Origin of the sequence: Pseudomonas fluorescens (assembly GCF_001708445.1) — a bacterium.
Lineage (GTDB): Bacteria > Pseudomonadota > Gammaproteobacteria > Pseudomonadales > Pseudomonadaceae > Aquipseudomonas > Aquipseudomonas gorinensis.
Genome location: NZ_CP015637.1, coordinates 4,493,753 through 4,510,573 on the forward strand (window position 1 = coordinate 4,493,753; position 16,821 = coordinate 4,510,573).

Sequence of the window (16,821 nt, forward strand, 5' to 3'; positions counted from 1 at the left end):
CCGGGATGCCACTCTATTGATCAATCGGTTATTTGTCGTTTTTTGATTGTCATCCGATCAATTGTAGGGTCGCAGGCCTCTTTAATCAGGCCATTGAGCACAGCCATGCAAGATTCCCATTGCCTGGTCATGCACAGTCGCCACCTTTACCTTTCGATTTCGGAGTCCGTTCATGGACAAGTTGCTTGCGCTGAAAATGTTTGTCGAAACGGTACGCTGTGGGGGGTACTCATCTGCAGCGCGTAAGCTCGGCATCTCCACGTCGTCGGTGACGCGGCAGGTCGCGGGGCTGGAAAGTGAGTTGGGCGCCAGCCTGCTCAACCGCACCACGCGCAATACGAGCGTCACAGTGGCGGGGCAGCACTATTTCGATAAGGCCGTGGCGATCCTGGAGGCCATCGATGAAGCGGATGCCGTCGTTGCCGATCGTGGCAGCGAAGCTCAGGGGCGTCTGCGGGTCAGTGTCCCGGTGGAGTTCGGCCGGCGAATCATCGCCCCGCACTTGGGGCGGCTGCTTGAACGCCATCCCGGTCTGGAAATCAGTCTCTTGCTGAGCGACGAGATCAGTGACCTGCTCAGCGAACAAATTGATGTGTCAGTACGTCTCGGTTCATCGGTTGTCAGTGACGACATCATCAGCAGGCAGTTGGGCGAGTTCCAGCGCTGGGTTGTGGCGAGTCCCGAATACCTGGCACGAACCGGACTGCCCCGACACCCTTGCGACTTGCTGGAGCACCAGTGCTTACGTTTCGATTACCGCATGGGCCACCACCAATGGACATTCCAGGGGGATGAGGACGTCATCCGCTTGAATGTGCAGGGACGGCTGCAAAGCAACAATGCCGACATTCTGCGCGAGGCTGCCTTGGCCGGTGGCGGGGTGACGCTGTTGGCCGATTGGCTGGTACGTGAGGATGTCAGTGCAGGTCGGCTGACGCGGGTGTTGGAGCAATATGAGGTCAACCCAGGCAGTGCAAGCACCTGCATCAATGCGCTGTATCTGCCCAACCATCGTGGCTCCAGTCGCATCAATGTATTCATAGCGTTTCTTCAGGAAATAATCACGCCCTAAGCGCGTCTCGTGCATCAGGCAAGACCGCGTTGCACATTTCCCCGCGTGCTTGAGTTCGTACAGTGGCATCCATCAACTGCCCCCGGTCGTCAACGCAGCATCCCGCGGCCACTGACAAAAAATTTCGTTTAGAACAGGACGTCAGCATGACGCAGTTGGCAGCTCAAACAGTCTTATCGGGGTGGGCAAGGGTGCTAGGGGGGCGAGTGTTCGAATCACTCCGTCCCGACCATATTTTTCAATGACTTAGGCCAATGTTCACAGCATTGGCCTTTTTCATGTGCGTGAGGCCTGCCAGCTTCCGTTCAGCCTCTGATCATGGCTAATCCTTTGACTTTTTGTGATTGAACAGGCGCGCGATGTTTTGATTTGGGGCAGAATGTCGGACTTCATCGGCTTGACAAAATACTTGGTGATCTCCTTGGTGTGTCTCTGGGCAGGATTTGCTTTCTTCCAAATCGCGCGTAAAGGTTTTGCAGATGTGTTCTGAGTTTTCAATACAGGTTAAAAGTGTTAGCAAGCATTTTCGAATATACGCCAGCCCGCGCGCGCGTCTGCTGCAGATGTTCAGTAGGGAAAAGCACTATAAGGAGTTTGTGGCGCTAGATGATGTTTCTTTTGTAATAAATAAAGGCGAGACAGTTGGCATTGTTGGTCGCAATGGGAGTGGAAAGTCTACGTTGTTGCAGATGATTTGCGGCACTCTGACCCCTACTTCCGGTGAGATAACTACACATGGCCGTATTGCCGCGCTGCTAGAGTTGGGGTCGGGTTTCAACCCCGAGTTCAGTGGGCGAGAGAATGTTTACATGAATGCTTCCATACTTGGACTTTCCAATGCGGAAACTGCAGCACGCTTTGAGTCCATACTCGCCTTTGCAGAGATTGAAGACTTCATAGATCAGCCGGTCAAGAATTACTCCAGTGGCATGATGGTGCGGCTGGCTTTTGCTGTGGCTATCAATGTCGACCCGCAGATCCTGATTGTCGATGAGGCGCTGGCTGTGGGGGATGAGCTCTTCCAGCGCAAATGCTATGCGCGGATCGAGGCTATCAAGGCCCAAGGTGCAACCATTTTGTTCGTTTCCCATGCAAGTAATACGGTTGTGAGCCTGTGTGACCGGGCGATTCTGCTGGATGGTGGTAAAAAGATTACTGAAGGCACGCCCAAATCAGTGGTTGGTAAGTATCAGCGGCTGCTGAACGCTCCTGCCGACAAAGCCAAGGTCATGCGCGAACAAATGTTGGCTGGTATCGAGGCGCCTCCGAGTCCCGAGTTGGCTGAGCCTGGAGAAGTGGATGAGCTATGTCAGGAAATGGCGGGATATTTCGATCCGCACCTTGTTTCCAAGACTGTGCTGTCTTATGAATCTCGTGGTGCATTGATCTCTGATCCTCAGTTACTCAACATCCAAGGGCAAAAGGTTAATTGTCTCAAGGCAGGAGAAACTTATCGCTATACCTACCGTGTGCGCTTTGATCGTGATGCTAGGAATGTCCGTTTTGGTATGCTGATCAAGACTCCCACTGGCGTGGAGTTGGGAGGGGCTACTTCAGCCAAGCAGATCGCAGAGGGAATCGTGGTTGTTTCATCCGGTTCCGTGCTGTCGGTGGAGTACAGTTTTGTCTGTCGCCTCAATGAAGGATTGTATTTTCTCAATGCTGGCGTATCCGGGGATTGTGGTGAGGGATTCCACCATCTTCATCGCGTCGTCGATGCGTTGTGCTTTCGCGTGAGTGCGGAAAGCAAGCAGTTCGGGCTTGGTCTCGTGGATTTCTCATGTGCGCCGGAATGGTCTTTGGTAGAGTGATTGGATGTTAAGGTTTATCGGAATTGGTGCCCAGAAAAGCGGCACTAGCTGGTTATACGAAGTGTTGAGCAAGCATCCAAGTGTAAGCTTTCCAGCTGGCAAGGAAGTTCACTTCTGGGATGCTCACTACCTGAATGGTGTTGGCTGGTACAGCAGTTTGTTCAGTGAGGAACGCTGCAATGGCGACATCACTCCTGCCTATGCAATTCTGCCACTCGACCGGATTCGTGAAGTGCACCAATACTTTCCCAGCTTACGTATCGTTTATCTGATGCGAAATCCGATTGAGCGAGCATGGTCTTCTGCCAGGATGGCACTGCGCCGAGCCGAAATGGAGTTTTGTGAAGCGTCTGATCAGTGGTTCATTGATCATTTCAAATCGCAGGGATCGTTGCAGCGTGGTGACTACGCCAACTGCTTGAGAAACTGGATGTCGGTCTATCCTCGTGAGAGCTTTTTGATTTCTCGCTACGAAACGATTGCGCACGACCCCGTTGGTTTCGCCAACAGGGTACTGAGTCACATTGGCTTGGGTGAGTTTTTCTCCGAGACTCATCGTCCCGAGTTATCTCGGCCGGTCTTCGAGGGCTACAAATCTGCTATCCGACCGGAATTGTTGCAAGTGTTGCATCGGCTCTATGCTGACAAGATCGACGCATTGAGCGAGCTGCTCGAGGCTGACTTCTCAGACTGGAAGAACAGGTGTTGGCGCTGACGGAAAGCTGACCCACCCAGCCGATTGATAATTGACCCAGGACGGATTGCTGATTTTTGCCCCAGCAATTGTGGATAAGTTTAGCAGCAGTGTTCTGGTTGACGACGCATCCAGCCCCACTGACCCGCTGATGTAGCGCACTATCGCTCCCGGATCAGCCGTCACTGGCATTCCATGCGCGCTGGATGCCTGGTTGGGTACTGGGTACAGTGCTTGGAGTCCAAGTTGCACTATCCGCCTGAATCGCAAGGATGCCCATGCGTAAAATCTTGATAGCGTTGTCGCTCGTTATTCCCTCGCTCCTGCTGCCTGGCTGCTCAGCTGTGTCGACTTTCGACAAGTATGCAACCTTGCGCTTTTATGAGTTCAGTCGAACGGACATTAAGTACAGTCACTTTGATGGTGAGTCAGGCATGCTGAGTTCTAATCCCAATTTTCGGAATACAATGCTGCCCGCACGGATAGCCGATAACAATCAATGGATCGACTTCACTGATGACATGGGGCAAGTTTGTAAGACGTTTGGAAATACCTTACATCGCGACACATTTCCAGCTGGGCTGGAGCCGATCAAAGAGTTTGTTGCCTGGAGTCAGCTTCCGCCAATGCAGCGCCTGATTATGCGCGATACGTTGAATGCCAAGCCTGAGTTCACATCTATTAACGCTCGACTGGTGCTTGAGCGCGGCACGAATGAGCCGCTGTTGGTTTTTACAGGCAGTTCGCTACCTTGGGAGACAGCCCCGCAGTATGCGATCGACAAAGTCAACGCAGTCAGAATGCTGGTGAATGCGCGGATCTGGTATGAGATTTTGAAGTAGCAGGCTTCCGAGAAGGCCAATGGCAGATCTGACAGCCCAGCCCCACGCTGGGCTTTTTGCATCTGGCGGGAAATATCGGTACTAATGAAAACCCAATCGAGCGTGATGTCGTTTTGCCTCTTCCCACTCGCGACCTATGGAATCAAGGCGGTCGATCTGGGTGGCAAGTATTCGAGCGAGGTATTCGCTCAGTTCGTCCCAGGCGCGCGGGTTGTCAAAGCCTTCAACCACCTTGATGTGGCAGTGCTGGCGGAGCCGGAAGTGGCGGGCGGCAAGCGCGTCTTGTTCTACTCAGGCGATGATGCAGCCGCAAAGGCAGACGTGCGTAAGATCATTGAAGAGACCGGCTTCTATCCCGTTGACCTGGGGTCGCTTGACGTTGGTGGGCATCTGGCATCGCTGCCTTTTGGCTCGCTGTCTGCGCAGAACTTCATCAAGATCTGATCGCACAACGCTGAATAACGCGCAGTATTTTCCCCGGGAGACCGGACTGCCGTTGACGAGTGATTCCCGGGACTGGCATCTGGCATTACGCGCGTGGGGTGTAGTGGTCATGCCCTCTCCCTATGGGCGTACTTATCTGTCTTCAGTTCTGGATGAGTTGGCCGAGGGTCTGCAGTTCGCCTTTTTCTACATCGGAAACAAGGACGTAGCGCATGTGCTTAGCTTGCCACGAGACGACGTTGAAGCCTCGGATTGATTGGGTTTGCTGAGGTTTGTCAGCTTCGGGGGTGGGCAGTATGAACACGTTGATAATGTGTTTCGCCCGGCCATAGCTCAGTGCTGCTATGGTCTGGTGTTGCAGATAATCAAGGCGTCCGCCCAGCAGCACAAACCCTTGCGCCGTGTAGTCGACCACCGGTGGCGAGAAGTCGAGTTTGCCGGCGAACCACGGTTTGACGGTGTGACGGTCGGAGGAAACGACGTCGTTGAGGTGTTCGCCCATCAGCGAGCGCACGTGGCTGGAGACGGCTTCGTCCATCAGCGGTTGTTCGCCGTCGGGCGTTGCGATGTAAAGCATCGCGGCCAGCGCCAACGTCGTCGCAGAGAACGCTGGGGCGAGCCATTTCCGCCAGCGTTCCATTAGGCCAATGGCAGGTGCTTCAGGCGCGAAGATACGGGTGGCTAACGCTGCCGGCGCCGGGTAATACGCAGCATGGCGCTTCACGCTGACCTTCAGCGCTTTTACTTCTTCACACACCCGCGCGCATTCCCTGCACAAAACCAGATGCGCAGACACATCCGCAGCCAAAGCAGGATCCAGTTCCTGATCCACATAACCTTGCAACCGAACCCGGCAAACCGGGCAATCAAGCTCATTCATGATCGTGCAACTTCAGTAATTCAATCTTGAGCATCGCGCGCGCCCGGGCCAGTCGCGACATGACGGTGCCCATCGGAATGTCGGCCACCAGGGCGATGTCTTTGTAGGGCAGGTCTTCGAGTTCTTTGAGCACGATCACCTCGCGATACGCTGGCGGCAGGGCGCTGAGGGCTTGCTGGAGCAACGCGACGTTTTCGGTGTGAATGGCCAGCAATTCCGGGGTCTGGCTGTGGCTGAGTGCGCCTTCATGCTCGCCGATGTCGTCTTCGATGGCCACCCAATGCCGCCCGGCCGAGGCTTTGAGCCAGGTGTAGCTTTCGTTGCGCACGATAGCCAGGAACCACGCCCTGGCATTGCCATCGGCAAAGCGCTGCAAAAACCTGAAGGCGCGCAACGCGCTTTCCTGCACAACGTCGCGCGCGGCGCTGTCGTTGCCGGTCAGCCAGCGCGCGAGGTTGTAGGCGGCGTCCAGATGGGGCGCTATCAGTTCCTCGAATTGCTTCATGGTCGGTTCCGCACCGTCACACCTCTATAACTGTGCTGCGCGGGCGTTTATTCCCGCAAAAGAATTTATTTTTTGGCTCGGAATAAACCGCCACCGCGCAAGGTTTCCCTCGTGTCAGCTACCTCACTGTAGTTCGCCCGCGAGGACACACCGATGGCCATGCACACAAAACCTCAACGCCGCACCGACGGCTTGCTCAACCCGGACCGGCGCACGCTGCTCAAGTGTTCGGCGTGGGCCGGGGCCGGCGTCATCTGGGCCTTGCATGGCGGCATTCCGAAAGCCTTTGCGCTGGATGCGGCGGGCAACGTTTCCGATCCCGAGGCGTTGGACAGCACCTTCCACTTCGTACAGATCAGCGACTCGCACATCGGCTTCAACAAGGAGGCCAATCCGGAGCCGGTGAAGACCCTGCAAGTGGCGATCGACAAAGTTATTGCGCTGCCGAAACGGCCTTCGCTGATCCTTCATACCGGCGACATTACCCACCTGTCCAAAGCCGAGGAATTCGACACGTCGGCGCAGTTGCTCAAGGCGCTGCCGTCCACCGTGCATTACGTGCCGGGCGAGCACGACACGCTCGATGCGGGCGGCGGCGCGCTCTATCTGGAGCGTTATGGCAAGGGCACCAAAGGCAATGGCTGGTATAGCTTCGACGATCACGGCGTGCATTTCATTGCGCTGGTGAATGTCTTCAATTTTCAAGCGGGGCGTGAGGCCAATCTCGGCGCCGATCAACTCGCCTGGCTGGCGGATGACTTGCGCGTGGTGTCGAGCAGTACACCCATCGTCGTCTTCACCCACATTCCGTTGTGGACGATTTATCAGCCATGGGGCTGGGGCACCGAGGACGGCGATCAGGCGATCGCGATGCTGCGCAAGTTTGGTTCGGTGACGGTGCTGAACGGGCATATTCACCAGGTCATTCAGAAGGTCGAAGGCAACATCACCTTCCACACCGCCCGTGGCACGGCGTATCCGCAACCTGCACCGGGTGCGGCACCTTCACCGGGGCCGATGACGGTGGCGGCGGATCAGTTGCGCAATTATCTGGGGGTTACCGAGGTGCGTGCCACGCAGGGCGATCACCCGTTGGCGCTGATTGACTCGACATTGGTTTAAGAGGGTGGACAAATGAAAACGCGACTGTTGGCGCTGCTGTGCCTGATGTTGTCGATGCCGGTGTGGGCGCAGGAAGTGAAGATCGACATCAAGCAATTCATGTTCGACCCCAAGGATCTGACCGTGGCCGTGGGCACCAAAGTGACGTGGGTGAACGACGATCAGGTCCCGCACACGGTCGCGGAAACCCACAAGGTGTTTCGCTCGGGAGCGCTGGATACGGACGATAGTTTTTCCTGGGTGTTCGATACCCCAGGGGAGTTTGAGTACTTCTGTGCGCTGCATCCGCAGATGATCGGGAGGATTATCGTGACTCAATAATCTAGCCGGAAAACGTCAGTACCGTTGTCTCTTCAGTTGCCGCGATGAAGGCCGCGACCTGCTCCTTCGGGGGCGGAGAGAGTTGGCAATATTCGTCTGCCAGGTATTCGATAACGGCTTGGTCATCCCAGGGGCCAAGCGATGTCAGGTAGTCAGGGTACTGATTCTGAATCTCTACCCATGAAGAGTAAGGTTTTTTGGAGAGCAGCATCTTTGTGTGGGTGTAAATAATGTGGATGTGCACGAGGCGGTTTTCCTTACGCTGCCTGGGGGTTGTGACTTCTTTCATGACTGTCCTTGCGCAAGGGCCGGCGCGGTGGAAGCGGGCGCGCCATCATCTACAAAGAGCTTGAGCAGCATCAGCACTCATTTGCGACGTACACGCGGTGCCACGCCGGTCAGATGCTCACGCACGCACGCCCAGGCTGTGTGAAGGCTGTTGCGCAGTGACACGGCATCAAGGGTCATGATGCGTAATGAAACCCCGCAATCGTTGGGCAACGCGCTGACACCCAGATAGCGGTCGGGGTGAGCGGGTAGGGCATTGCGCAAGGCTGTTTTCAACGCTTCGACAGGTAAGCCCTGGCCCACAAGCATAAATGTTGCCAGGGTCTGGAAGGCATGACTGACGCCCGGTAATTGCCGCAGCAGGTCTTGCCCGCTCAGCGCCAGGCGATCGCCGGCCAGTAAGCGGCCTGCCGGGCAGCGCACTTCCAGGTCGGCGCGGTAGAAATCGAAGAGGCCGGCACTGTCTTGAGGGGTGTGCAGGCAAAACGCGTCGCACAGCATCACCCTGGCGCCCGGGTGCAGATTCACCCTCACCTGGCTGTACAGGTTTGCCTGGGGAAACAGGATCGTCGCCATTGGCAGGTACTCCAGCAATGCTCCGCGTTCGGCGGTGAGGCTGACAGTCTGGCGTGCCGATTGCTCGAGCATGCTGTGCGCTACCGTCGCCGCGCCAGTGCTGACATGGACTTGAGTGTCCGGCCCGGCATGCAGGTGCATCCGCAAATCCTGCCCTGCGAAAATCCCGCCCGAGCACGACTGCACATACACGGCGGCCATGTCTTTCGGGTCGTCCGGCAGCTTCAGGGTGCGGCCCAGATGAAAGGGATAGCCCACGCGCTGCTCGCTGATATAACTGGCGCCGGACGGCGCTTTGCTGAAGGCGATCCGGGCCTGCACCGGTGACGATGCCTGGGGCGGGGCAATCAACGGGCGAAGCAGTTGCTGCGGCGCGTTCATGGTCGGTCAAACAATACGGCGCGGCTGATGGCTTCGACTACCGCGTCGACCCCGTCACCCGTCGCGCAGTTGGTGAACAGCACGGGCCGGCCGTTGCGGGCTTCGGCGGATTCGCGACGCATGCGTGGCAGATCAACGCCCACATAGGGCGCCAGATCATATTTGTTGACCACCAGCAGATCACAGCTCAACACGCCTGGCCCTCGTTTGCGCGGGATGTCATCGCCGCCAGCAACATCAATCACAAAGATCCAGTAATCCACCAAGTCCAACGAGAAGGTCGAGGCCAGGTTGTCGCCACCGGACTCAATCAGGATCAGGTCCAGGTTCTCGAATCGCGCTTCCAGTTCGTCGGCCATTTGCAGGTTCAGCGTCGGGTCTTCGCGGATCGCCGTGTGCGGGCAGGCGCCGGTTTCTACCGCGAGCACCCGTTGTGGGTCGATCAGGCCGCTGCGCTGCACCCGTTCGGCGTCCTCGCGGGTCGCCAGGTCGTTGGTGATGATGGCCAGTTCGGTGCCGCGCGCGATGAAGCGCGGAATCAGTTGCTCCAGCAGGCGAGTCTTGCCCGAACCGACCGGGCCGCCAATCCCGACTCGCGCGGCGCCGGGGTGGGCTTGCGGCTGCGGTACGGCGTGGAATGCAGTGCTCATTATCGGGTTCCTTTTATTGGCTGTGATCAGCGCAACATGTAGCGCTGGGCCAGGGGCACTTCGCTGACCGGCTCGCAGGTCAAGCGCTCACCGTCGGCGTACACATCGAAGGTCTGTGGGTCGACGCGAATGTCCGGGCAGGCGTCGTTGTGCAGCATGTCGGACTTGCGCAGGGTGCGGGTGCCGAAGGCCGGCAACAGGACTTTTTTCAGGCCCAGCTTCTCGGCGGTATTGGCCTCTACCGCGAGGCGGTTGACGAAATTCACCGACAGCGCCTGTTTGGCTTCACCGAAGGCACCCCATTGCGGGCGCATGATCAGCGGTTCGCAGGTGTACAGCGAGGCTGCCGAGTCGCCCATCACGCCGTGCACGATAAAACCGCCCTTGACCACCAGCTCCGGCTTGATGCCAAAAAAGGCAGGGCGCCACAGCACCAGGTCAGCGATCTTGCCCGGCTCCAGCGAGCCGATATAACTGTCGATTCCGAACACCCGCGCAGCATTGATCGTGTACTTGGCGATGTAACGCTTGATGCGTTCGTTGTCGCCCAATCCGGTTTTTTCTTCCGGCAAACGGCCGCGTTGGTCTTTCATCTTCGAGGCCAGTTGCCAGGTGCGACAGATCACCTCGTTGATGCGCCCCATGCCCTGGCTGTCGGAGCCCAGGATCGAAATCGCCCCGGTGTCGTGCAGGATGTCTTCGGCGGCGATGGTCTGCGGACGGACCCTGGACTCTGCGAATGCCACGTCTTCCGGCACGTCCGGATTGAGGTGATGGCAGACCATGATCATGTCCAGGTGCTCGTCGAAGGTGTTGACGGTGTACGGATTGGTCGGGTTGGTCGAGGAGGGGATGCAGTTGGATTTTCCTGCCACGCTGATGATGTCCGGGGCGTGGCCGCCGCCTGCACCTTCGGTGTGGTACATGTGGATCGTGCGGTCGCCGATGGCGGCCAGCGTGTCTTCGAGAAAGCCCGACTCATTCAGGGTGTCAGTGTGCAGTTGCACCTGAAAGTCGTATTCATCGGCCACCTTGAGGCAGGTATCGATCACGGCGGGCATCGCGCCCCAGTCCTCGTGGATCTTCAAACCCAGGCAGCCACCACGCAGTTGGCCGAGCAGCGATTCCGGCTTGCTGGAATTACCCCTGCCGAGAAAGCCGAAATTGATTGGCCAGGCTTCAGAGGCTTGCAGCATCTTGCCAACATTCCATTCGCCGCCGCAGTCGATCCCCACGGTAATCGGCCCAAGCGAGCCGCCGATCAGCGTCGTCAGGCCCGCGGCGAGCGCGTGGTCGCAGAGTTGCGCAGAATCGAAATGCACGTGCACGTCGATCCCGCCGGGCGTGACGATCAGGCCTTCAGCGTCGCGCACGGTGGTTGCGATGCCGCAGATCAGCAGCGGATGCACACCGTCCATGACCTGCGGATTGCCGGCCTTGCCGATGGCTACGATCTTGCCGTCCTTGATGCCGATGTCGCCTTTGACGATGCCGATCACCGGGTCGATGATCAGCGCGTTGCAGATCAGCATGTCCAGCGCGCCGTCTGCGCTGTCATGCCCCGGCATCAGGCCCATGCCGTCGCGCAGGGTCTTGCCGCCGCCGTGCAGGCATTCATCGCCGGGCACCGAGTGGTCGAATTCCACCTCGGCCAGCAGCGAAGTATCCCCCAGGCGCACGGCGTCGCCGGTGGTGGGGCCGTACATCGCGGCGTATTCCTTGCGAGTCATCGTTGCCATGGATCACGCCCCCTTGAACTGTTGAGCGCGCGCGCGATCGAGCGCGATGGCTTTGCAGGCCGGATCGTGCAGGTTGCCGTTGGTCAAACCGCTGAAACCGTGGATGTCACCCGTGCCGCCGAATTGCACCAGGTGCACTTCGCGCAGCTCCCCCGGCTCAAAACGCACGGCGGTGCCGGCGGGAATGTCCAGGTGCATGCCGAAGGCGGCGGCGCGGGGGAAATCCAGCGCCTTGTTGACTTCGAAAAAGTGGTAGTGACTGCCGATTTGCACCGGCCGGTCGCCGGTATTGATCGCCCGTACGGTGGTCGTGGGGCGACCGCTGTTGAGCTGTATATCGCACTCGGGCGAGATGATTTCGCCAGGCGTCGGCATGACGGCCAACGGCAACTGGCCGGGTCGAATCGGCTGATGCACGGTGACCAGTTTGGTGCCATCGGGGAACGTACCCTCCACTTGCAGCACCGGCAGCAGATCGGCCACGCCGGGCATGACATCGTCAGTGTTGAGGAGCGTTGAGCCGAAACTGATCAGCTCGGCCACGCTGCGCCCCTCACGGGCGCCTTCCAGTATTTCATCGGCAATCAGCGCCGAGGCTTCCGGAAAGTTCAGGCGCAGCCCTTTGGCGCGGCGTTTACGCGAGAGTTCGGCGGCGGTGTACAGCGTCAGCCGCTCAAGTTCGGTGGGCGTCAGCAGCATGTTCAAGCTCCTGTGTCGGCAGCAGGCGTTTTCGTGCCTGCCACCTCAATTGGCGAAAAGACGGAGGTCCTGGGTTTCGTGACGCATCACGGCAATCTCGGCCATGGGTGTGAAACCGCTGGCGTCGTCGGGGGCGAGCGGAGCCTCAGCCAGCAGTTGCAGGAGCAAGGGCTGGATATCGGTAAGCACCCGCTGCGCATCCACATGCCCCATTACGCCCAGGCGCACAGCGGCGCTGACCAGTCCGGTGCATAACCCATGGGCGGCAGCGAGTTGGCAGTGCTCGAGTGGCATGCCGAGACGTTTCCACAGCAGCCCTTGCAGCACCGGCAAATGCCCCGGCGTTGCTCGGGCGAGCACGTGTTGCTGGTAAGCGGCAGCGCCGGGTGTACCGAGCGCGACATGCACGCCCAGCAACGATTGGCCAACGCGACGTGAGCCTTGGCGCAGTTCCTCTGCCAGGGTCAGGGCCTCGATGTGACTGTCCAGGTCCATCAGGGTGGCGAGGTCAGCCGCCGCGTGCCAGGCGGCGCATAAAAACACCCGGTCAAAACTGTTCCAGCGATGGCGCAATTGCCCTTCGACGAAGGCCCGCACCTGAACGCTGCGATCATTCTGCAGCCCGCGCTGACGGCGCCTGACAGGGACGCGGTCGGTCATCGAGTCGTTCTGCCCCAGGCGTGCATCGGCCACCAGCGTTTCCAGCCCCCATGACCAGGCAACCGCGCCGCCGGGGAAAAAGCTGTCCGCCTGTTGCAGCGCCAGCAGGCTGCTGCGCAAATCGGCCGGTGCGGCGCTCATAGGCGCTGCACCCGGCCGTCCGCGAGCATCGGCGCCAGACGTTCGAGGTAATCGGCCTGCGGGCCATTCAGCGGGATCCGTAACGTCGTGCCTGCAAAGCGCACGGCCCAGTGCATGTTTCCGGCGAAATACCCCAGCTCCAGCGCTGCGGCAGCGTCCCTCGGTTGCAGGTCGAGAAACTGCACGTCCTGCATTTGCACGACGATGGCGCGCTGACCGTCGAGCATCAGCACCGAGCCGTTACGCAGTTGCTGATGGCGCTCCAGCCGAATCGCACAGTCGGTGCCGCGATCACTGGCCAGGCGCAGGCGATGACGCTGAATATCGCTGGCCGACAGGCTGAGGGTTTCGACCTGGCCTGCGTGGCTGAGGTCATGCAAACGGTCGGCGAGGGCAGGGTCGCTGGCCTGGCCCAGAATGCGGTCAAGGATCAACATGGTGTGCGCTCCCAGGTCCGGTTTCAGATGGTCAGGTAGCGCAGGATGCGCTCGCGGTCGACGGTTTCCCGGACCTCGCTGTGGACGAACTCGCCTTTCTCGATGATCAGGTAACGGTCGGCCACTGCCATCGCAAACGACAGCACCTGTTCGGAGACGATCAGCGAAAACCCCCGTTCTTTTTTCAGCAGGTTCAGGGCCCGGGCGATGTCCTTGATGATCGATGGCTGAATGCCCTCGGTCGGCTCATCCAGGATCAGCACTTTGGGGTTGGACACTAGCGCGCGGGCAATCGCCACGTGTTGTTGCTGGCCGCCGGAGAGGTTGCCGCCCTTGCGTCGACGCATCTCGAACAGCACCGGGAAGTACTCGTAGATGTAGTCGGGAATCGGCGCGGCTGGGGCGCCCTGCATGCCCGTGAGGATGTTTTCCTCAACCGTCAGGTACGGAAAAATCATCCGCCCCTGTGGCACGAAGCCCACCCCGGCGGCCACCCGCTCATAGCTCTTGCTGGCAGTGAGTTCCTGGCCCGCCAGCGTGATGCTGCCGCTACGTGTCGGCAGCATGCCCACCAGGCTTCTGAGCAGGGTGGTCTTGCCCATGCCGTTGCGACCCATGATCGCCAGGGACTCGGCGGGTGCGAGAGCCAGGTTGAGGTTGCGCAGCACATGGCTGTCGCCGTAATACACGTTCAGGTTATTGACGGTCAGCATGCTCAGTGCCCCAGATAGACGTCGATGACGCGAGGATCGTTTTGCACCTGATCCATCGAGCCGTAGGCCAGGGTTTTGCCCTGGTGCAGGACGGTGACTTTGTCAGCCACTGACTTCACGAACTCCATGTCGTGCTCGATGATCACCATGGCGCGGCCCTTGGCGATACGCTTGAGCAGGCCCGCGGTCTTTTCCCGTTCGCCTGCACTCATGCCGGCCACCGGCTCGTCCAGCAGCAACAGGTCCGGGCGCTGCATCAGCAACATGCCGATCTCCAGCCACTGCTTTTGCCCGTGGGACAACAGCCCGGCTTTGCGCCCCAGTTGGTCCTGGAGGAAAATCATCTCGGCGGTCTGCTCGATCTCTGCTTGCAGGGCCGCGTCTTTGCGGGCGAACAGGCAGTTAAAAATGCCGCGTTTGCCAGGCGATGAGATGTCGAGGTTCTCGCGCACGGTGAGGTCTTCATACACCGAAGGGTTCTGGAACTTGCGCCCAACGCCCGCGCGGGTGATCTGGTACTCGATCATGTTGGCCAGTTGCAGGTCCTTGAAACGGATGCTGCCGGCACTCGGGCGGGTTTTGCCGCAGATCATGTCAAGCAGGGTGGTCTTGCCCGCGCCGTTAGGGCCGATCACTACGTGCACCTGGTTTTCTTCGACATAGAAATTCAGGCTGTCCACTGCCTTGAACCCGTCGAACGACACCGTGAGGTCTTCGACACTCAGCAACAGGCCACTCATGACTGCACCTCCTGTTGGGCGTGGCCAAGGCGTTGCAGCAAACCGGCCAGCCCGGTCGGCAAGAACAGCACCACGCCCATGAACAGGAAACCGATGAAGTACTGCCAGAAGTTGACGAAATTTTCCGACAGGTAGGTTTTGGCCACGCCAATCAACAGCGTGCCGTACACCGCACCCACCAGCGACAGACGCCCGCCAAGGGCTGCGTAAATGACGATTTCGGTCGAGGGGATGATGCCCACCAGCGACGGCGACGCGAGGCCGACCTGCAGGGTGAACATCACTCCGCCGAGCGCCGAGATCAGTGCCGCCACGGCAAAGATGAACGCTTTGAACAGTGCTGTGTTGTAGCCGGAAAACCGCACGCGGTCCTCACGGTCACGGATCGCCACCACCACTTTGCCCAGTCGGCTGCGCAGGATGAACCCGCACAACGCCACGCAGCCCAGCAGCAACAGGGTGGTGATCAGGTACAGAATCCAGGGCGTTTGAGGCGTTTGCAGGCTCATGCCAAAGGCGGTCTTGAAGTCGGTCAGGCCATTGACGCCACCGGTGTAGCCTTGCTGGCCGATGATCATGATCGACATGATCGCCGCCAACGACAGGGTGATGATCGAAAAGTACACGCCGCCCACGCGCTTCTTGAAATACGCGTAGCTGAATACAAACGCGAGCAATGTCGGGAGGATGAGGATCGCCGCAAAGGTGAATGTCGCCGACTCGAAAGGCTTCCACCACCAGGGCAGCGCGTCGACGCTGTTCCAGATCATGAAGTCCGGCAACGCCGAGCCGTAGAAGGCGGCGAGTGCGCTCGCCGCTTCGTCGGTGGCCGTGGCTTCAAGTTTCAGGTACATCGCCATCATGTAGCTGCCAAGGCCAAAGAAGATGCCCTGGCCCAGGCTGAGTATCCCGCCGTACCCCCAGATCATCACCATGCCCACGGCGCAGAACGCCAGGCTCAAATATTTGCCGGCCAGGCCCAGGCGAAAGTCGCCCAGGCTCAGGGGCAATATCACCAGCAACAGCAGCGACAGCCAGGCCAGGCTGTGGCGCTCGAGCAACGGCAGCAACCCGGCGCGCAGCCAGCGCGTGGTCGGCGTCGAGGTGCTGGGGCGGGTGAGGGGCGTCTCAGTCATATCGTTCATCTCAGCGTCTCACTTTCGCGGCGAACAAGCCGTTGGGGCGGAAGAACAGCAGCACGATCACCACCAGCAGCGTGATGGCTTTGGCCATGGATCCGGTGGTGAGGTATTCCAGCGAAATCTGCGTCTGGCCGATGGCGAAGGCCGACAGGAAGGTGCCCAGCAAACTCTCCACCCCGCCAAACACCACGACGATGAAGGTGTCGACCAGGTACTGCTGGCCGCTCACCGGGCCGGTCGAGGCGAGCATGGTGAACGAGCTGCCGGCGATCCCGGCCAGCCCGCAGCCCAGGGCAAACGTGACCGCGTCGACGCGGGCGGTGTTGATGCCGGCCGCCCCGGCCATGGCGCGGTTCTGGGTCACCGCGCGAATGCGCAAACCCCAGCGGCTGCGGTACAAAAACAGAAACACGGCGCCGGCGATGACCAGTGTCAGGCCGATGATGAAAATCCGGTTGAGCGGCAGTTCCAGGCCATCGCTGATCTTCCAGGCGCCTTGCAGCCATTGCACGGTGGGCACGCTGACTTCCTTGGGCCCGAAGACTTGGCGGAACACCTGCTGCAGCACCAACGACAGGCCCCAGGTCGCCAGAAGCGTGTCGAGCGGGCGGTTGTACATGAAGCGAATAAAGCAGCGTTCGAGCAAGAAACCAAACGCGAAGGTCACGACGAAGGCCACGCCGATGCCGATCACGAAATACCAGCCCATGTAGTCGGGAAAGTAGCGCGCAAACACCACGGACGTGACGTAGGTCATGTAGGACCCCATCGCCATCAACTCGCCATGGGCCATGTTGATTACGCCCATCAGGCCGAACACGATGGTCAGCCCCAGGGCCATCAGTACCAACACCGAGAACAGCGAGAACCCGCTGAAGACCTGCATCACCAAAATATCGAAAGTCATTGCGTCGCTACCTGTCGCTGCACGTTGGCGGACCGCGTGGGCGGGAGAGGGCGCGAG

General features: G+C 59.2%; 20 protein-coding genes. 7 read left to right on the plus strand and 13 right to left on the minus strand.

The window, feature by feature from the left end; genetic code table 11:
• Positions 1-172 precede the first annotated feature (172 nt).
• From A7317_RS19900 to A7317_RS19920, 5 genes are all read left to right on the plus strand, one after another.
• Positions 173-1,072: a LysR family transcriptional regulator gene (locus tag A7317_RS19900; protein ID WP_024076452.1), complete on the plus strand. Its 900-nt coding sequence runs from the start codon at positions 173-175 to the stop codon at positions 1,070-1,072.
• Between the two features lie 479 nt (positions 1,073-1,551).
• Positions 1,552-2,883 (plus strand): ABC transporter ATP-binding protein, encoded by a 1,332-nt coding sequence (locus A7317_RS19905; protein WP_069076663.1) that lies wholly within the window; start codon positions 1,552-1,554, stop codon positions 2,881-2,883.
• Positions 2,884-2,887: 4 nt separating this feature from the next.
• Positions 2,888-3,598, plus strand: a complete 711-nt coding sequence (locus A7317_RS19910; RefSeq protein ID WP_069076664.1) for a sulfotransferase family protein — start codon at positions 2,888-2,890, stop codon at positions 3,596-3,598.
• A gap of 257 nt (positions 3,599-3,855) precedes the next feature.
• The gene (locus A7317_RS19915; protein WP_069076665.1) at positions 3,856-4,419 is read left to right on the plus strand and encodes a hypothetical protein; all 564 of its coding nucleotides are present in this window, start codon (positions 3,856-3,858) and stop codon (positions 4,417-4,419) included.
• A gap of 84 nt (positions 4,420-4,503) precedes the next feature.
• The gene (locus A7317_RS19920) at positions 4,504-4,863 is read left to right on the plus strand and encodes an NADPH-dependent F420 reductase (RefSeq protein ID WP_227496815.1); all 360 of its coding nucleotides are present in this window, start codon (positions 4,504-4,506) and stop codon (positions 4,861-4,863) included.
• Positions 4,864-5,005: 142 nt separating this feature from the next.
• Here A7317_RS19920 and A7317_RS19925 read toward each other — a convergent pair whose 3' ends face one another.
• Positions 5,006-5,743 carry an anti-sigma factor family protein gene (locus A7317_RS19925; protein WP_069076666.1) on the minus strand — a complete coding sequence of 246 codons (738 nt, stop codon included), beginning with the start codon at positions 5,741-5,743 and terminating at the stop codon, positions 5,006-5,008.
• Positions 5,736-6,248 carry a sigma-70 family RNA polymerase sigma factor gene (locus A7317_RS19930; protein WP_069076667.1) on the minus strand — a complete coding sequence of 171 codons (513 nt, stop codon included), beginning with the start codon at positions 6,246-6,248 and terminating at the stop codon, positions 5,736-5,738. Before A7317_RS19930 ends, A7317_RS19925 begins: the two co-directional genes overlap by 8 nt.
• 153 nt (positions 6,249-6,401) lie before the next feature.
• Between A7317_RS19930 and A7317_RS19935 the strand changes: the two genes are divergently transcribed.
• Positions 6,402-7,370, plus strand: coding sequence for a metallophosphoesterase family protein (locus A7317_RS19935; RefSeq protein ID WP_069076668.1), 969 nt, complete (start codon positions 6,402-6,404; stop codon positions 7,368-7,370).
• 12 nt (positions 7,371-7,382) lie between these two features.
• Entirely contained in the window at positions 7,383-7,691 is a 309-nt protein-coding gene (locus A7317_RS19940; RefSeq protein WP_069076669.1) for a plastocyanin/azurin family copper-binding protein, read from the plus strand.
• A gap of 1 nt (position 7,692) precedes the next feature.
• Here the strand turns inward: A7317_RS19940 and A7317_RS19945 are convergent, their stop codons facing one another.
• The 11 genes from A7317_RS19945 to urtB all read right to left on the minus strand — a co-directional run bounded on the left by A7317_RS19945 (position 7,693) and on the right by urtB (position 16,764).
• Positions 7,693-7,980 carry a hypothetical protein gene (locus A7317_RS19945; protein ID WP_219730552.1) on the minus strand — a complete coding sequence of 96 codons (288 nt, stop codon included), beginning with the start codon at positions 7,978-7,980 and terminating at the stop codon, positions 7,693-7,695.
• A 77-nt stretch (positions 7,981-8,057) separates the two neighbouring features.
• Positions 8,058-8,936 (minus strand): urease accessory protein UreD, encoded by an 879-nt coding sequence (locus A7317_RS19950; protein WP_081329234.1) that lies wholly within the window; start codon positions 8,934-8,936, stop codon positions 8,058-8,060.
• A complete protein-coding gene (ureG, locus tag A7317_RS19955; protein ID WP_069076670.1) occupies positions 8,933-9,586 on the minus strand; it encodes an urease accessory protein UreG in 654 nt (217 codons plus the stop codon). The genes A7317_RS19950 and ureG overlap by 4 nt, the downstream gene beginning before the upstream one ends.
• A 26-nt stretch (positions 9,587-9,612) precedes the next feature.
• Positions 9,613-11,325 carry an urease subunit alpha gene (gene ureC, locus A7317_RS19960; protein ID WP_069076671.1) on the minus strand — a complete coding sequence of 571 codons (1,713 nt, stop codon included), beginning with the start codon at positions 11,323-11,325 and terminating at the stop codon, positions 9,613-9,615.
• A gap of 3 nt (positions 11,326-11,328) precedes the next feature.
• The gene (locus A7317_RS19965; protein ID WP_069076672.1) at positions 11,329-12,024 is read right to left on the minus strand and encodes an urease subunit beta; all 696 of its coding nucleotides are present in this window, start codon (positions 12,022-12,024) and stop codon (positions 11,329-11,331) included.
• 45 nt (positions 12,025-12,069) lie between these two features.
• A complete protein-coding gene (locus A7317_RS19970; RefSeq protein ID WP_069076673.1) occupies positions 12,070-12,825 on the minus strand; it encodes an urease accessory protein UreF in 756 nt (251 codons plus the stop codon).
• Positions 12,822-13,262: an urease accessory protein UreE gene (ureE, locus tag A7317_RS19975; RefSeq protein WP_069076674.1), complete on the minus strand. Its 441-nt coding sequence runs from the start codon at positions 13,260-13,262 to the stop codon at positions 12,822-12,824. Before ureE ends, A7317_RS19970 begins: the two co-directional genes overlap by 4 nt.
• Before the next feature lie 23 nt (positions 13,263-13,285).
• Positions 13,286-13,975: an urea ABC transporter ATP-binding subunit UrtE gene (urtE, locus tag A7317_RS19980; RefSeq protein WP_069076675.1), complete on the minus strand. Its 690-nt coding sequence runs from the start codon at positions 13,973-13,975 to the stop codon at positions 13,286-13,288.
• Positions 13,976-13,977: 2 nt separating this feature from the next.
• The gene (gene urtD / locus A7317_RS19985) at positions 13,978-14,715 is read right to left on the minus strand and encodes an urea ABC transporter ATP-binding protein UrtD (RefSeq protein ID WP_069076676.1); all 738 of its coding nucleotides are present in this window, start codon (positions 14,713-14,715) and stop codon (positions 13,978-13,980) included.
• Positions 14,712-15,860: an urea ABC transporter permease subunit UrtC gene (urtC, locus tag A7317_RS19990; protein WP_069076677.1), complete on the minus strand. Its 1,149-nt coding sequence runs from the start codon at positions 15,858-15,860 to the stop codon at positions 14,712-14,714. The genes urtD and urtC overlap by 4 nt, the downstream gene beginning before the upstream one ends.
• Position 15,861: 1 nt before the next feature.
• Positions 15,862-16,764, minus strand: coding sequence for an urea ABC transporter permease subunit UrtB (urtB, locus tag A7317_RS19995; protein WP_069076678.1), 903 nt, complete (start codon positions 16,762-16,764; stop codon positions 15,862-15,864).
• Positions 16,765-16,821 lie beyond the last annotated feature (57 nt).

Bases quoted from the DNA above. Each gene is read 5' to 3' on its own strand.
- A7317_RS19930 (WP_069076667.1), bottom strand. From the start codon at position 6,248: ATGAAGCAATTCGAGGAACTGATAGCGCCCCATCTGGACGCCGCCTAC.
- A7317_RS19925 (WP_069076666.1), bottom strand. From the start codon at position 5,743: ATGAATGAGCTTGATTGCCCGGTTTGCCGGGTTCGGTTGCAAGGTTAT.
- A7317_RS19920 (WP_227496815.1), top strand. From the start codon at position 4,504: ATGAAAACCCAATCGAGCGTGATGTCGTTTTGCCTCTTCCCACTCGCG.
- A7317_RS19910 (WP_069076664.1), top strand. From the start codon at position 2,888: ATGTTAAGGTTTATCGGAATTGGTGCCCAGAAAAGCGGCACTAGCTGG.
- A7317_RS19965 (WP_069076672.1), bottom strand. From the start codon at position 12,024: ATGCTGCTGACGCCCACCGAACTTGAGCGGCTGACGCTGTACACCGCC.
- A7317_RS19915 (WP_069076665.1), top strand. From the start codon at position 3,856: ATGCGTAAAATCTTGATAGCGTTGTCGCTCGTTATTCCCTCGCTCCTG.
- ureC (WP_069076671.1), bottom strand. From the start codon at position 11,325: ATGGCAACGATGACTCGCAAGGAATACGCCGCGATGTACGGCCCCACC.
- ureG (WP_069076670.1), bottom strand. From the start codon at position 9,586: ATGAGCACTGCATTCCACGCCGTACCGCAGCCGCAAGCCCACCCCGGC.
- ureE (WP_069076674.1), bottom strand. From the start codon at position 13,262: ATGTTGATCCTTGACCGCATTCTGGGCCAGGCCAGCGACCCTGCCCTC.
- A7317_RS19905 (WP_069076663.1), top strand. From the start codon at position 1,552: ATGTGTTCTGAGTTTTCAATACAGGTTAAAAGTGTTAGCAAGCATTTT.
- urtD (WP_069076676.1), bottom strand. From the start codon at position 14,715: ATGAGTGGCCTGTTGCTGAGTGTCGAAGACCTCACGGTGTCGTTCGAC.
- A7317_RS19935 (WP_069076668.1), top strand. From the start codon at position 6,402: ATGGCCATGCACACAAAACCTCAACGCCGCACCGACGGCTTGCTCAAC.
- A7317_RS19950 (WP_081329234.1), bottom strand. From the start codon at position 8,936: ATGAACGCGCCGCAGCAACTGCTTCGCCCGTTGATTGCCCCGCCCCAG.
- urtB (WP_069076678.1), bottom strand. From the start codon at position 16,764: ATGACTTTCGATATTTTGGTGATGCAGGTCTTCAGCGGGTTCTCGCTG.
- A7317_RS19945 (WP_219730552.1), bottom strand. From the start codon at position 7,980: ATGAAAGAAGTCACAACCCCCAGGCAGCGTAAGGAAAACCGCCTCGTG.
- urtE (WP_069076675.1), bottom strand. From the start codon at position 13,975: ATGCTGACCGTCAATAACCTGAACGTGTATTACGGCGACAGCCATGTG.
- urtC (WP_069076677.1), bottom strand. From the start codon at position 15,860: ATGAACGATATGACTGAGACGCCCCTCACCCGCCCCAGCACCTCGACG.
- A7317_RS19940 (WP_069076669.1), top strand. From the start codon at position 7,383: ATGAAAACGCGACTGTTGGCGCTGCTGTGCCTGATGTTGTCGATGCCG.
- A7317_RS19900 (WP_024076452.1), top strand. From the start codon at position 173: ATGGACAAGTTGCTTGCGCTGAAAATGTTTGTCGAAACGGTACGCTGT.
- A7317_RS19970 (WP_069076673.1), bottom strand. From the start codon at position 12,825: ATGAGCGCCGCACCGGCCGATTTGCGCAGCAGCCTGCTGGCGCTGCAA.